Here is a 13,569-nt window from a genome sequence, read left to right on the forward strand (position 1 = left end):
GCGCGGATGAAGTCTCGCGGGACGCTGCTAGTTTGCACGCGGTCGCCCCGGAAACCCACAGATTGCGAATCCACGTTAGCCGGAGCTGGCAGTCACAAACGCCAACGGGCGGCACCTCTCGGCGCCGCCCGCAGCGTGTTCACGAGGTGAAACGCAGGTCAATCCATGGGGAATCCGCCCATGCCGCCCATTCCACCCATGCCGCCCATTCCACCCATGCCGCCCATTCCACCCATGCCGCCCATGGGATCCATGCCGCCACCGCCGGGTGCGGCGGGCGCGGGCTTGTCGACCACCAACGCCTCGGTGGTGAGCAGCAGTCCGGCGACGCTTGCCGCGTTCTCCAGGGCGCTACGCACGACCTTCGTGGGGTCGATGATGCCGCTCTTGGTGAGGTCCTCGTAGGACTCGGTGCGGGCGTTGTAGCCGAAGCCACCCTTCCCGGCCGCGACCTTCGCCAACACCACCTCGGACTCGACGCCAGCGTTGTGAGCGATTTGCCGCAGGGGTGCACTCGCGGCGCGCTCCAGCAGGCGCAGGCCGAGCTCTTGGTCGCCTGCAAGCTTGAGGCTCTTCAACGCCTCGGTGGCGCGCAACAACGCGACGCCCCCGCCAGCGACGTAGCCCTCTTCCAGGGCCGCGCGGGTCGCGGCGAGCGCGTCCTCCACGCGATCCTTACGCTCCTTCATCTCGGGCTCGGTCGGGGCGCCCACCTTGAGCACCGCCACGCCGCCAGCCAGCTTTGCGAGGCGCTCTTGCAGCTTCTCACGGTCGTAGTCGCTGGAGGTCTCCTCGATCTGGCGCTGAAGCAGCGCGATGCGGCCGTTGATGTCCGCCTTCTTGCCAGCGCCACCCACGATGGTGGTCTCGTCCTTGGAGATCTCGACGCGCTTGGCGCGGCCCAGATCCTTCAGCGTCACGCCTTCCAGCGTGCGGCCGAGGTCCTCCATGAACGCGGTTCCGCCGGTCAGCACCGCGATGTCTTTCAGCATCTCCTTGCGGCGATCGCCGAAGCCGGGGGCCTTCACGGCGACGATGCGCAGCACGCCACGCAGCTTGTTCACCACCAGGGTCGCGAGCGCTTCGCCCTCGACGTCCTCGGCGATGATCAGCAGCGACGCACCAGCGTCCTTCACCGCTTCGGCCACATGGACCAAGTCCGCCAGGCTCGTCAGCTTCTTCTCGTGCACGAGGATGTAGCAGTCATCGTACTCGCAGGTCAGGTGCTGCTGGTTCGTCACGAAGTACGGCGAGAGGTAGCCGCGGTCGAACTGCATGCCTTCCACGACGTCGATCTCGGTCTCGAGGCCCTTGGCCTCTTCGACGGTGACCACGCCGTTCTTGCTGACCTTGTCGAAGGCCTCGGCGAGCATCTTGCCCACGGTCTCGTCGCCGTTGGCGCTGACCGTCGCGATGTGGGCGACCTCTTCCGTACCCTTCGCCTTCTTGGACTGACCCTTGATGTGCTCGACCATGGCGGTGACGCCCGCGTCGATGCCGCGCTTCAGATCCATCGCGCTGGCGCCGGCCTCGAGGTACTTGAGGCCCTGCTGGAAGATCGACTGAGCCAACACGGTCGCCGTGGTGGTGCCGTCCCCAGTGTTGTCATTCGTGCGAGACGCGACCTCGCGCACCAGCTGTGCGCCGAGGTTCTGGAACTTGGCGTCCAGCTCGATCTCCTTGGCTACGCTCACGCCATCCTTCGTGATGTGCGGGGCGCCCCAGCTCTTCTCCAACGCGACGTTCCGTCCACGCGGTCCGAGGGTCACCTTCACGGCGTTGGCCAGCGCGTCGACGCCAGCGAGCACTTCGCGGCGCGCCTGCGCGCGGAACAGGATCTGCTTGCTTCCCATGGGTCCTTTGATCTTTCTGTTGGTTGCCGGGCAGCGCCCGACCCGAGGTTGCTCTTGCGCCGCTTCTGCGAGCGCGGACAGGTCATTCAATGTGCGGGCGGTCCCGAAAAGGTCGCCCGCAGGGCCCAAACCAGCGATCTACTGCGTGAACGCACGCCGCCGACTTGCGCGCGCGGAGAGTATGTCTTGGTTCGGCCAGGTCAACCCCGCGAGGGCCCATGCGGAAAAAAAGTGTGTCGCGGCCTTGATTTGGTCTCCGATTGAGGGTAGCAAGCGCTCCCCGTCACGGAGGGCTTCGGCACTCCTGGCTGCTCTTTCTTAGTCTACTCAAGCTAGCGTCCGCGATGCTTCCTTCCACTGCCTGCGAGAGCAGGTCGTGGCGCTTCTTCTTGGGGGATCGTCTAACGGCAGGACGCAAGTTTCTGGTACTTGTTATCTAGGTTCGAATCCTAGTCCCCCAGCCAGTTTTCCCTCGAACGAGGTGAAACGTGGCTGCCTTCGACACCGTTTCCTGCCAGGTTTCGAAGGTCTCAATCAGACACTAGCTTGATTGGATATGCGCTCCCTTGACGGAGCAAACCGGCCCCATCGTCTAGCGGTTAGGACACTGGCCTCTCACGCCGGTAACACGAGTTCGAATCTCGTTGGGGTCACTGACATCTTCTCGCGCGGGCGCCCGCAGGCCCGCGCGGTTCATAAAGTATGTACCTGCGGTGCCCTGACGTGGCCCCCGCCGGCCCGTGGGGGACGTGGAATCCAGTGTTCCGAACACTGACCTGGCGGGCGCCCGCAGGCCCGCGCGGTTGACTCCGTATGTGCCTGCGCCAGTGCGCTGCCGAGCGGAACTTTGAGGCGTACCCAGTGGCTGTTTCCATGAGGAATCGCTGGTTCGTGCTGCTGCAGCTCCGAACAATCTTCTCCGCTTTGACTTCTCACGCTAGAGGTTGTCGGTGAGGTCGAAGATCGGCACGTAGAAGCCGTACATGCAGAATCCAATTGCGAACAGGCCGAGCAACGCGCCCAGGGCATAGCTCACGCTGCGGCTTGCGCCCCGTCCAAGTGCACCCACGAGCAGGCAGCCAGCGCAAACCAGCGCGGCTCCAAAGGGGCCCCACCAGGAAGTGGCAAACCGTAGCGAGAAGTATCGGGAAGTCGCTGGGGCGCCGCCGCCAAAATCCAGGTACATGCCTTCGAACCGCGGCGCGACGAACAGCGGAATGAAGAGCAGCACCAAGATCAGAACCGCTACGAAACTGAAGAGCAGCATCTCGCCCAACGTCCAGCTGCGCTCCGCTTGGTCCACGCGCGGAGTCTACCCTCGCCAGCTGCCTGTGGGTTGAGCTATGGCGACGGGCGGCGACTCCCGTGGCTTCCTCTCCCCCAAACGAACTGGCTCCTTCGAGCACGGCGACTTCGGCGAGCCTTGGCAAGCAGCTGCTCGCGTTGGCGATCCCAGCGGCTTCGACCAGCTTGCTGGAGACCCTCGTGTTCCTCGCGGATCGCGTGATGCTTGGGCGTTACTCACGGGACGCCCTCGCCAGCATGCAGGTGCAGGGACCGGTGGTGTGGTCGCTGTTCAGCGTGTTCATGGCGCTCTGCGTGGGCGGCGTGAGCGTCGTCGCGCGCAATATCGGTGCCGAACGCTTTGCGCGGGCTCAGGCAGCGAGCCGCAGCGTGGTGCGTTTGGCGGGGTTTGCGGGGGTGAGTGTGGCAGTCGTTGGTTGGCTCCTCACGCCGCAGATCGCGGCGCTGATCGGCCCTGCTTCGCCAACGATTCAAGGGCTTTCCGTGAGCTACCTGCGGGTGGCGCTGCTGGGCTTTCCCGGGCTCTTTATCGCGACGGGCGCGTCGATGGTGCTTGGAGCGAGCGGCGACACCAAGACGCCGCTGCGCGCCGCGGTCGTCAGCAACGTGCTCAACGTGGGACTGAACCAGCTGCTGATCTTTGGTTACGCGCCCCTCGGTGTGCCGAGCCTCGGCGTGCGCGGTGCGGCGATCGCCTCGAGCGTTGCGTTCAGTGTGCAGGCGCTCTTGATCTTGAGGAGCTTGCTCAAGGCTGAATGCCCGGTGAGCGCCGCTGGGTTCTGGAAGATCCCCGAGGAGACGGACACCATCGCACGGCGCGAAATCGTGCGGCTGTCGGTGCCGGTGGTGGTCGAGCGCGTGATCTTTCATCTGGGGTTTCTGGCGTATGTCAGCGTGATCACTCGCCTAGGGCCGCTGGTGATGGCCAGCAATCAGGCCCTGGTGACCCTCGAGTCGGTGTGCTTCCTCTCGGCCCAGGGCTTTGGAGTCGCGACGGCGGCGCTGGTGGGTCAGTCCATGGGGCGCGGTGACATCCCGCGGGCGCGCCGCGCGGGTTTCCTTGGGGCAATGCTAGCCGCTGGCTTTTTGAGCGCATTTGGCCTCTTGATCTGGCTCTCCGCGCCGCTAACCCTTGAGCTGTTTACCCCGGCGGAAGGTAGCGCCGCCGGTCTCATCGAGGAGGGCCTCAAGGCGGCGCCGCTGCTGGCCCTTTCTCAGCCCTTCATGGCGTACGCCGCAGTGCTTTCCGACGCCTTGCGAGGTGCTGGGGCGACGCGCTTGCCGGTGGGTGTGACCATCCTCGGTATCATCGGTGTGCGCCTGCCGCTGGTGATCTGGCTCGGCATCGAACTCGGCTGGGGCACCTTCGGTGTGTGGGGTGCCAGCACCGTCGACTGGATGGTGCGCACCGCGTGCTGCGTGCTGTTGTTCGCTGGTCCGTGGTGGACACGAGCGAAAGTCGAAGCATAAGGCTGAGATGGCTCTGCTCGCTGGCATCGTGATGGCGACTTGGCTCGCTGAGACGCGCCTCAGTCACGCAACGTTGGTGCGGCCGTGGGGCCTCTCCATCGACCCTTTGGCAGAGGTCGCGGTGCATTCAGTTCAGCGGGGCAGCGCCTGCAGCGCTCCCCTCACCCCCTGATCGGGCGGCTGCCGCGGCTGATTCACGTTTCCGCCAGGGCTCCTCGCCACGAACAGCTCAGACGCGTGCTCGAGCTGCTCACCCATCCGTCGAAGACCTCAACTCAGCAAGACTTGCAAAGCCGCTGCGTGCCACAGTGCTCGCACCTCATGACGACGGACTTCGAACGGCGGCTGATGCGGGTGATCGACCAGGTGCACGATCACCCCGCTGAGGACCTGAATCTCGATCGCCTGGCTCGCGTAGCCGCGCTGAGCCCCTACCACTTTCACCGCGTGTTTCGCGGGATCACCGGGGAAACGCTGGCTCATATGGTGCGCCGCGTGCGCATGGAACGCGCAGCCACCTGGCTCACCTTCGGCACCCTGCCGATCGCAGAGATCGCGCAAGCCGTCGGCTACCCCAACGTCGCGAGCTTCACCCGCGTTTTCGGTGAGATGTACGGGTTGCCACCCGGTGCTTATCGCGAGCGCGGCACACACCGACCTCAACTATTGAACCTACGTCAAGGAGAGAAACACATGACCAGACCCGTTGAAATCCGCACTGAACCCGCCCGCCGCCTGGCTGGCATTCTACACCGCGGGCCCTATCAAGAGCTGACGCTGGCCATCAATCAGCTGTTCGGGACACTTGCCGCGCGGAACCTGATGGATCAGAACCAGGGCATGGCCTGCGTGTTCCATGACGACCCGCACGCGGTGCAGAGCCCGGAGCTCCGCAGCCACTGCGGAGTGATCGTAAACGCCGAATTTCCCGTCGAAGCACCGCTCGAGGAGCTGAACTTGCCGGGTGGGCGCTACGCCGTGATGCTCCACAAGGGCCCGTATAGTGGGCTCTCGGAGGCTTACGACGAGCTGTTCTCCGTCTGGTTGCCAAGCTCCGGTCAGGAGCCAGGTGAGGTGCCGTTGTTCGAGACCTATCTCAACAGCGCCCAGGACACACCACCGGACCAACTCGAAACGGAGATCCACCTCAAGCTCAAAGACTGATGCGTTCCCCCGCGGATCGAGACGCGCGGACAACTTCTTGAGCGTCTCGGACATTTGCAGAGCGAGCGTGACGCCCCAAGCATCGGGGCATGTTCATCGTCCTTCTGAAGTTCGCGAAGCGGGAAGCTGCTGCTTCCCACATGGCCGCCCACAACGCCTGGATCCACCAGGGACTCGCTGACGGCGCCTTTCAGCTGATCGGTACGCTGCAGCCCAAGCTCGGCGGCGCGATCGTAGTTCACGGCGAGAGCCGTGAAGCGCTCGAGCTGCGCCTCGCGGCGGATCCCTTCGTCGAGCACGGCGTCGTCAGCACGGAGATCCTTGAAATCGCGCCGAACCGCGCGGCGGACAGGTTCCAGTTTCTGTTGAGCTGAGCCTACTTCGCCGCGCCAGGCTCCGGCTCGGCGCCGACCGGTGTGCCCTTCAGGTGCCACACCTGAGCAGGCGTGGGCTCGCGCTCGTTCTGCAGCCACTCGACGACTACCTTCGCCCAGCCCTTCCGTGCGGCAATGGTTGGGTGGATCTTGTCGCTCAGGCGAGGCATCCCAGGGTGGATCTTGTTCGTGTCCATGAAGCGACAGGGCGCGCTGTTGTCACGGATGAGATCCATCAGCCCGTTGTCCATGCCCCACAGCGGCGTCGCGATCCATACACAAGGCGTGCCGTTCAGGCGCTTGACGATCTTCTTGATCAAGGGGACCCGCAGCGTGGGGTCTTTCATCGCCATCTCGTTCGCGCCGAGGGTGATCAGCACCAAGTCTGGCTTCAGCTGGGCGATGTAGGCGCCGAGATCGTAGCCGCCAGCCCAGTTCGGGATGAACGAAGCCGTCTTGAAGCGCAGGTGGCTCACCAGGCCCCGGGAGCGCAGCTCTTCGTTGAGCGGTACCCCCAGAGCCCCTGCGAACGAGTCGCCGATGTGCAGCACCACGCTGCCCTTTGGCAGCTCCAGGGGCGCGCTGAGCGCCTCCGCTTCGGGGGCCGCGTCAGCCGTGGGCGCGCCCGCGTCGGACGCCGTCGGCGCGGTTGATGCATCCCACGTCTCTGGCGCGGGGTGGGTCGTGGTCACACTCGAGACCTCGCTCGTCTCGCTCGGTGGCGGCGTGGGCTCTGCGGGCGGTGGTGTTGCGCCACTGCAGGCAAACGCACCAGCGCCCAGCAGGATGAGACCGCAGGTGAGTTTCGACGCTAGCGCGGAGAGCTGAGAGTGCTTCATGTCATTGCCTTGGGGATCGACGCTGCCTTGGGGATCAAACACTGCCTTGGGGATCAACACTGCCTTGGGGATCAACACTGCCTTGGGGATCAAACACTGCGCCGGGTATCAATTCAGGGGCAGCAGCAAGAGTTCCAACCGACTCCAACGTCACGGTTCTTGCAGCCTGCGCCGCCGCTCACGGCGTTGCGCTTGGCGTGGGTACCGCCGACGTACTGGTAGGCATGTGGCCTGCCCGGGTAGTGCGCGTCGCAGTCGGAGTCGAAGCCCGCGGTGCGATTGCGGGTGACTGGGCTGCTCGCCACTTCAGGCGCAGGACCGTCGGCTTCGTGCTCCAGCACGCAGCCAAAGCCCTTCTTCTCCTTGCGCCCTTCGGGGCACGGCGGTGCGCCTTCTTTCGCACAGCGCAGGCCGTTCCACTTCTCCGTTGCCGGGCAGTCCAGCTCCAGCACCTCGCGCAGGCAGCTGCCGTCCTCTGCCTTCCCCGCCGGGCAGCTCACGTCGCTCGGCGTCACCGCGCAGCGCATGCCGAGGTGTGAGCCCTGGCTCTTCGGCGGGAAGCGATTGCGGAGCGGTGTGCGCATCCATTTGTTGAAGCGCCGGCTCCAGCTGCCGCCGCGGTAGACCTTGGAGAGATTGTTCGTGGCGGGCCACGGGTACGGCCCAAAGCTCGACGAGGTCCACTCCCAGACGTTACCCGTCATGTCGAGCAGGCCAAACGCGCCGGGCGCGTACTTGCCCACTTCGCAGGAGCCGCCGGGGTGCTTCCAGCAGGTTCGGCCATCCGGATCTTCGCTGCCCCAGGAGTAGGCGCGGTACTCTTCACCGCCGCGCGCCGCGAACTCCCACTCCACTTCCGTGGGGAGACGTGCATCCTGCGCCTTGCAGTAGGCAGCCGCCTGGTGCCAGTCCACGCAGTTGATCGGGTGCTTGCCGCGGCCTTCCCAGCGCAGGTTGCAGAAGCGATGCTTGGAGCTCGCTTGGTTGCACTTGCCGTCCTTCACGCAGGCTTCGTACGCGTCGACGGTGACTTCGGTCTTGTCGAGGCAGAACGGCTGCAGCTTGGTCTTGAAGCGCGGCCACTCCTCGTCGCTGCCGCTGCCTTTGCGGGAGCCGACCCAAAACTCGCCGCCGGGGATGCGGATCATGCCGTCGGGACAAGCGCCCGGCTTGCTCGCGGTGTTCGCGGCTGCGGAGCTCTCCGGGGCAACGTCACTCGCGCTGGGTGCGGCGCTGGCCAGTCCCTCCCCGCTGCTCGAGGTGGCTCGGTTGGTACCTGGCTCACCTCTCCCCCCACCCGAAGAAACGGCTGGAGATGTCGATGAACCGGCGCTCGACTTCGAATCGTCACAGGCGATTTGCGCAAGAGCGCAGATCGAGAGCGCCGCGAGGCTTAGCAAGCGGGATCCTTTGTGACTACGATGCGCGCCGCTCATGGAGGGATCGCTCGAAGAGGCGTGGCGCCGGGCTGGTTTGCTTTTCTGCCGCTGTGGCATCGAGGGCCGGCATAGCACCACGCGAAGTGTTTGCGACGCAAGGGGGGCGACGTGGCTGCATCAGTGACCCTGGACGGCGTCGAGCGCCGGTTTGCCGGGGCCGATCGACCCGCTGTCGCCAAGCTCAGCCTGCAATTGCCCGCGGGCCAGACCCTGTGCCTCGTGGGGCCCTCGGGCTGCGGTAAGAGCACCACGTTGCGCATGATCGCCGGGCTCGATGAGCCGGACGCTGGACGCATTGCGATCGGCGAGAAAGACATGCGCGGGGTCGCGCCCCAGTCTCGCGACGTCGCGATGGTGTTTCAGGGCTTCGCGCTCTACCCCCACATGAGGGCGCGGGACATCATCGCCTTCCCGCTCAAGATGCGCAAAGTGCCGCCGGCGGAGCGGGACAAGGCCGTGAGCGAAGCGGCCGAGTTGCTCGACATCAAGCACCTCTTGGATCGCCGTCCAGATCAGCTGAGCGGCGGTGAGCGTCAGCGTGTAGCCATGGGCCGCGCTATCGTGCGTCGGCCAGAAGTCTTCTTGTTCGACGAACCGCTCAGCAATCTGGACGCGGCGCTGCGAGCGGAGCTCAGAGTGGAGCTTGGGCGGCTCTTGCGAGAGCTTGGGGCGACGGCGGTTTACGTCACCCACGATCAAGTCGAAGCGATGACCCTTGGGCACCAGATCGCCGTGATGCGCGCCGGCAAGCTCGAGCAGCTGGGCACCCCGCGGGAGATCTACGAGGCGCCGGCGACTGATTTCGTTGCGGGCTTCTTCGGGAGCCCACCCATGGCGCTTTGCCCCGGGGAAACTAAAGACGGCACGCTCCGGCTTGGCGATCTCGAGGTCCCTGCGCCGCACTCGGGAAAGCTATGCTTGGGGATCCGTTCGGAGATCGTGCACCTGGGTGAGCCGCGGGAGGCCGAAATTGGCTTCAAAGCCACGGTCGTGACCCGGGAGCCGCTCGGTGCAGAGACCCACCTCGAGCTCTCCCTGGGTGAAGGCACCGACAGGCCGCTCTGGATCCGTGCGAAAACGCAAGGCTTCGACGCGCCGGAGGTCGGCAGCGAAGTGCGGGCGGCCCTCGACCCGGCCGGGCTCCACTGGTTCGCTGGAGAGGGCGGCAAGCGGCTCTCTAGCTCGGAGAGCGCGTGAAGATCTCGCGCCGCGCGTGGCTCGGCGGCGCTGCAGCGCTGGCAACTCCGGGGCTAGTTGGCTGCGAGGATCGCGGCGTACCTCCAGGGCGCCAGCTCGTGCCGTTCTGGTTCAGCTACGGCGGCAAGAACCGCAAGGTGCTGGAGAAGCTCGTCGATCGCTACAACCAGAGCCAGAGCGAGAACTGGGTCCACGCCGTCTTTCAGGGCGACTACTTCGAGAACTTAGCGAAGCTCCGTACCGCTGCCGCCGCCAAGGCGGTGCCCGCGGTCAGTCACGTCGTCGGCGAAGTGATCCCTTACCTCGCGGAAGCAGGCGTCCTCGAGACCTTAGACAGCTACCCCGGCGCGAAGGATCTCGGTCTCGTCAAAGCCTTGGCCCAAGCCGGATCCTGGGTTGGGGGTGAGGAGCGCCCGCTAGTCGCCCTGCCCTTCAATCGTTCGACACCGATCGCTTATCTAAACGGCGCCTGGCTCAAGCGTCACAACGCCGAGCCGCCAAAGACCTGGGACGAGATGATCGCCCTGGCCAAGACCTTCACTTTTCGCAAAGGCGATCAAACCGAGCGCTGGGGCTTCGAGTGCCCCATCGACTGGTGGTTCTGGGCGGCGCTGGTCGGGCAAGCCGGTGGGCAGATCATCGAACCGAACGGCACTGTGAGCCTGGGTGGCGACGCGGGCGTCAAGGCGGCGCGCCTCTGGCGGCGCATGGTGAGCGAAGAAAAGATCATGAAGCCGCCACCCGGCCGCGACTACAGCGCCTGGGAGGTGACGAACCAGGACTTCCTGGCGGAGCGCGTCGGGATGATCTGGACCAGCACCGCGTTCCTGAAATACCTGGAGGAGAACGCGAAGTTCCCCGTCGTCGCCGCGCCACTCCCCGCGGAAACGCGCGCCGCGGTGCCGAGCGGCGGCACCTTCTTCGTGATGCTCAAGTCGGCGCCCGAAGCGCAAAAGCGCGGCGGCTGGGAGTTCTTGCGCTGGATGATGCTGCCGGAGCAGACCATCGAGTGGGCGACGAGCACCGGTTACATGCCGGTTGCGAGCGCGGCGATCGAGCAGCTCGAGCGCGACGGCTACTACAAGCAGCATCCAAACGACCGGGTGGCCTACGATCAACTGAGCGTCGCCTTCGCCTGGCCCTGGTCCCCTCACCTGTTCCGCATCCAGCGCGAGATCGTGCAGCCGAGGCTCGAGAAGATCGTGCTCTCTGGCGCGGACCCGGCTGAGTCTTTGAAACAGGCCCGCGAGCTCGCCGAGCGCGAGATCCCGGGCGCTGGAGGTGCCGGATGAACCTGCTGCGTCCGCGTCGCCCGGGTGATCCGTACTGGATGCTGCTGCCGACGCTACTGCTCTTGGCGGTGTTCTTCTTTTATCCGCTGGGATTTGCCTTCTTCAAGAGCTTCTACCAGTGGGATTTGTTGACCGAGCCGCGCTATGTCGGCTTCGACAACTACAGCGCGCTCGTCGCCTCGGGTGATCTCTGGAGCACCTTCGCGACCACGCTGATATTCAGCCTGATCGTGGTGGTTGGTGCGATGGCGCTGGGTCTCGGCTTGGCGCTCTTACTGAACCGCTCCGGGGCCCTCGCGGGCTTTCTGCGCGCGGCGATCTTCAGTGCGTATGTGGTGAGCTGGGTCAGCGTGGCGCTGCTCTGGATGTGGGTGCTCGATAGCGAAAACGGCGCGCTCAGCGCGCTGGTGCGCGGCTTGGGGCTCAAGCCCCTCGACTGGCTCGGGGATCCCAAAGTCGCGCTCTATTCGTTGGCTGGAGTTACCATCTGGAAAATTGCCGGGTACGCGATGGTGCTCTACCTTGCGGGTCTGCAGGACATCCCGGAGAGCCTGTACGAGGCCGCAAGCCTCGACGGCGCCGGCGCCTGGGAGCGCTTCAAGAACGTGACCTGGCCGCTCTTGCGACCGACGTCTGCGTTCGTCGGCACCACCAGCCTGATCGCTTCGTTTCAGGTGTTCGATGTGGTGCGGGTGATGACTCAGGGCGGCCCGGTGAAGAGCACCACGGTGTTCGTGTACGCCATCTACGAACAGATCTTCATGAACCTGAGGGTCGGTCGCGCCAGCGCGCTGGTGGTGGTGTTCTTCTTCTTGCTCCTGGGTCTGACCGCGCTGCAGCTCTGGGGCTGGCGGGACAAGGAGTCTTCACGATGAAGCGCGAGTCGACTCCGAAGCGGGTGTTGATCTACGGGTTGATGCTGATCGGCTTGGTGTGGCTCCTGCCCTACGCCTGGATGGTCTCCACCAGCTTCAAGACGCTGCCAGAGATCGTGCAAGCGCCTACCGCGCCGCTGCCTTCGGGGCTCTCCACGGAGGCGTACCGCGAGGTGTTCCACTCATTGCCGCTGGGGCGCTACTTCTGGAACACGTTACTGATGAGCGTGCTGATCAGCGTGGTGCAGATCGCCGTGGCGTTGCCTGCCGGTTACGCGCTCAGCAAGCTGGGCTTCAAGGGTCGCGGGGTGGCGTTCGGCTTGGTGGTCGCCACGCTGCTGATCCCAGCGCAGGTGCGCTTCGTTCCCGTGTTCGCGCTGATGGCGGACTGGGGCTTGGTCAACACGATGACCGCGTTGGTGCTGCCGTTCGGTGTGAGCGCGTTTGGGACCTTCTTGATCCGTCAGGCCCTGGGCAACGTGCCGAACAGCGTGGTGGAAGCGGCGCGCATGGATGGTGCGAGCGAGCTGTACATCGTGTTTGGGCTCTTGCCCCGCATGATCACGCCGACTTTGGTCGCGTTCTTCATGTTCAGCTTCATCTACCACTACAGCGACTACTTCTGGCCGCTGGTGATGACGACGGACGATCAAGTTCGCACGTTACCGCTCGGAATTGCTCTGCTTCGCGAGCAAGGTACCGGCGTGCGCTGGCATGTGGTGATGGCGGGCAATGTGCTCTTGAGCATGCCGGTGCTGGCACTCTTTGCCATCGTACAGAAGCACCTCTTACGGGCCGTGACGTCGCGAGGCATGTGAGGCGCTAGTTGGCGCAGGCGGACCAAGCCACCTCGGCGAAGCCGCAGCAGGAGTGGCGCGCAGTCTGCGGCACGTGGATTGCAGCTTGGTATGCACCTGGCGTTCCTCACCCCCCCAAGATAAACCGGATGATCATGACTTGGACTGCGCGCACCTCGAGCTGGCTTTGGATCCCCACGGCGTTGCTGATGCTGCTCGCGGCCTGCACCGATGAAGCGGTGTTGGTGCAAGGAGCGGCCGGCAGCGGCGGAACCGGCGGCGCAGCGGGCGCTGGAGGGACGGCTGGCAGCGGCGGCGCGGCGGGCACTGGTGGCGTAGCGGGCACTGCTGGCGCAGCGGGTGGAAGCGCAGGCACTGGCGGCACTTCAGGCAGCGCTGGCGCTGGCGGTCCTGGAGGCATGGGGGGCATGCCTGGTGGCTGCTCTCCGGTCGTCGGTCGCACGTCGTCCTGCGACACGTGCATGGAAATGAACTGCGCGACGCAGCTGGCAGCCTGCGAGAAGATGAACGACTGCAGCTGCATGATGTGGGGCGGCGAAGTCGGACAGATGAACTGCATGTTCCAGTGCGCGACCTGGCGGCCCGTCGATACGGACTACGAGCAGTGCTACGACACCTGCGGCAAGAGCGGATTGGTCAGCCCGGAGACGGTCGCGTTGATCGAGTGCATCGCCGAGGGCGGTGGTATGGCCCCGCCGGTGTGTCCGAGCTGTTTTCCAATGCCCGGCGGGTGAGCGCGCAGCGGGGCCGTGTTTCCGTGCGGCGGGGCACTATGCGTCCAGCGCGGTATGCGAATATCGCGCGGAGAGACGGCCTTGCTGGGCGAAGGGCCGATACGTGACAACCTGCAACGCGGCGATACCAGTAACTGCGAACTCTGCAGCCGAACGTGCGGGAGTCGCATCAGAGGTATCTCGTGTCGAAACACCAGGTTGCGAGCGGG

Annotated in this window: 14 protein-coding genes and 2 tRNA genes; 12 read left to right on the forward strand and 4 right to left on the reverse strand. The window is 65.1% G+C overall.

The genetic code is table 11. The features are described from left to right. Window positions 1–158: 158 nt before the first annotated feature. Window positions 159–1,853, reverse strand: coding sequence for a chaperonin GroEL (groL, locus tag H6718_15405; protein ID MCB9586787.1), 1,695 nt, complete (start codon window positions 1,851–1,853; stop codon window positions 159–161). Between the two features lie 390 nt (window positions 1,854–2,243). Between groL and H6718_15410 the strand changes: the two genes are divergently transcribed. Next, window positions 2,244–2,317: transfer RNA gene (locus H6718_15410), tRNA-Gln, on the forward strand. Between the two features lie 117 nt (window positions 2,318–2,434). Beyond that, window positions 2,435–2,506, forward strand: a tRNA-Glu gene (locus H6718_15415). A 284-nt stretch (window positions 2,507–2,790) separates the two neighbouring features. Here the strand turns inward: H6718_15415 and H6718_15420 are convergent. Beyond that, window positions 2,791–3,156, reverse strand: coding sequence for a hypothetical protein (locus H6718_15420; protein ID MCB9586788.1), 366 nt, complete (start codon window positions 3,154–3,156; stop codon window positions 2,791–2,793). A gap of 62 nt (window positions 3,157–3,218) precedes the next feature. On the opposite strand from H6718_15420, the gene H6718_15425 reads away from it, so the two are divergent. From H6718_15425 to H6718_15440, 4 genes are all read left to right on the forward strand, one after another. Continuing rightward, entirely contained in the window at window positions 3,219–4,628 is a 1,410-nt protein-coding gene (locus tag H6718_15425; protein MCB9586789.1) for an MATE family efflux transporter, read from the forward strand. A gap of 7 nt (window positions 4,629–4,635) precedes the next feature. Then, window positions 4,636–4,800 carry a hypothetical protein gene (locus tag H6718_15430; protein MCB9586790.1) on the forward strand — a complete coding sequence of 55 codons (165 nt, stop codon included), beginning with the start codon at window positions 4,636–4,638 and terminating at the stop codon, window positions 4,798–4,800. Window positions 4,801–4,949: 149 nt separating this feature from the next. After that, window positions 4,950–5,792 (forward strand): AraC family transcriptional regulator, encoded by an 843-nt coding sequence (locus tag H6718_15435; GenBank protein ID MCB9586791.1) that lies wholly within the window; start codon window positions 4,950–4,952, stop codon window positions 5,790–5,792. 89 nt (window positions 5,793–5,881) lie between these two features. Continuing rightward, the gene (locus H6718_15440) at window positions 5,882–6,166 is read left to right on the forward strand and encodes a hypothetical protein (GenBank protein MCB9586792.1); all 285 of its coding nucleotides are present in this window, start codon (window positions 5,882–5,884) and stop codon (window positions 6,164–6,166) included. 2 nt (window positions 6,167–6,168) lie between these two features. Here H6718_15440 and H6718_15445 read toward each other — a convergent pair whose 3' ends face one another. Beyond that, window positions 6,169–7,098 (reverse strand): SGNH/GDSL hydrolase family protein, encoded by a 930-nt coding sequence (locus H6718_15445; GenBank protein ID MCB9586793.1) that lies wholly within the window; start codon window positions 7,096–7,098, stop codon window positions 6,169–6,171. A gap of 20 nt (window positions 7,099–7,118) precedes the next feature. Further along, the gene (locus H6718_15450) at window positions 7,119–8,153 is read right to left on the reverse strand and encodes an SUMF1/EgtB/PvdO family nonheme iron enzyme (protein MCB9586794.1); all 1,035 of its coding nucleotides are present in this window, start codon (window positions 8,151–8,153) and stop codon (window positions 7,119–7,121) included. On the opposite strand from H6718_15450, the gene H6718_15455 reads away from it, so the two are divergent. The 6 genes from H6718_15455 (at window position 8,152) to H6718_15480 (ending at window position 13,360) form a co-directional block, all read left to right on the forward strand. Beyond that, a complete protein-coding gene (locus H6718_15455) occupies window positions 8,152–8,421 on the forward strand; it encodes a hypothetical protein (protein ID MCB9586795.1) in 270 nt (89 codons plus the stop codon). The two genes, H6718_15450 and H6718_15455, sit on opposite strands and share 2 nt — an antisense overlap. Window positions 8,422–8,564: 143 nt before the next feature. Further along, on the forward strand, window positions 8,565–9,641 hold the full coding sequence (locus tag H6718_15460) for an ABC transporter ATP-binding protein (protein ID MCB9586796.1): 1,077 nt from the start codon (window positions 8,565–8,567) through the stop codon (window positions 9,639–9,641). Next, the gene (locus tag H6718_15465; GenBank protein ID MCB9586797.1) at window positions 9,638–10,933 is read left to right on the forward strand and encodes an ABC transporter substrate-binding protein; all 1,296 of its coding nucleotides are present in this window, start codon (window positions 9,638–9,640) and stop codon (window positions 10,931–10,933) included. Before H6718_15460 ends, H6718_15465 begins: the two co-directional genes overlap by 4 nt. Before the next feature lie 5 nt (window positions 10,934–10,938). Then, on the forward strand, window positions 10,939–11,808 hold the full coding sequence (locus H6718_15470; GenBank protein ID MCB9586798.1) for a sugar ABC transporter permease: 870 nt from the start codon (window positions 10,939–10,941) through the stop codon (window positions 11,806–11,808). Further along, window positions 11,805–12,626, forward strand: coding sequence for a carbohydrate ABC transporter permease (locus H6718_15475; GenBank protein ID MCB9586799.1), 822 nt, complete (start codon window positions 11,805–11,807; stop codon window positions 12,624–12,626). The genes H6718_15470 and H6718_15475 overlap by 4 nt, the downstream gene beginning before the upstream one ends. 134 nt (window positions 12,627–12,760) lie before the next feature. Beyond that, window positions 12,761–13,360 carry a hypothetical protein gene (locus H6718_15480; GenBank protein MCB9586800.1) on the forward strand — a complete coding sequence of 200 codons (600 nt, stop codon included), beginning with the start codon at window positions 12,761–12,763 and terminating at the stop codon, window positions 13,358–13,360. Window positions 13,361–13,569: the final 209 nt, after the last annotated feature.

It is taken from the genome of Polyangiaceae bacterium, from assembly GCA_020633205.1.
Classification (GTDB): Bacteria; Myxococcota_A; Polyangia; order Polyangiales; family Polyangiaceae; genus JAHBVY01.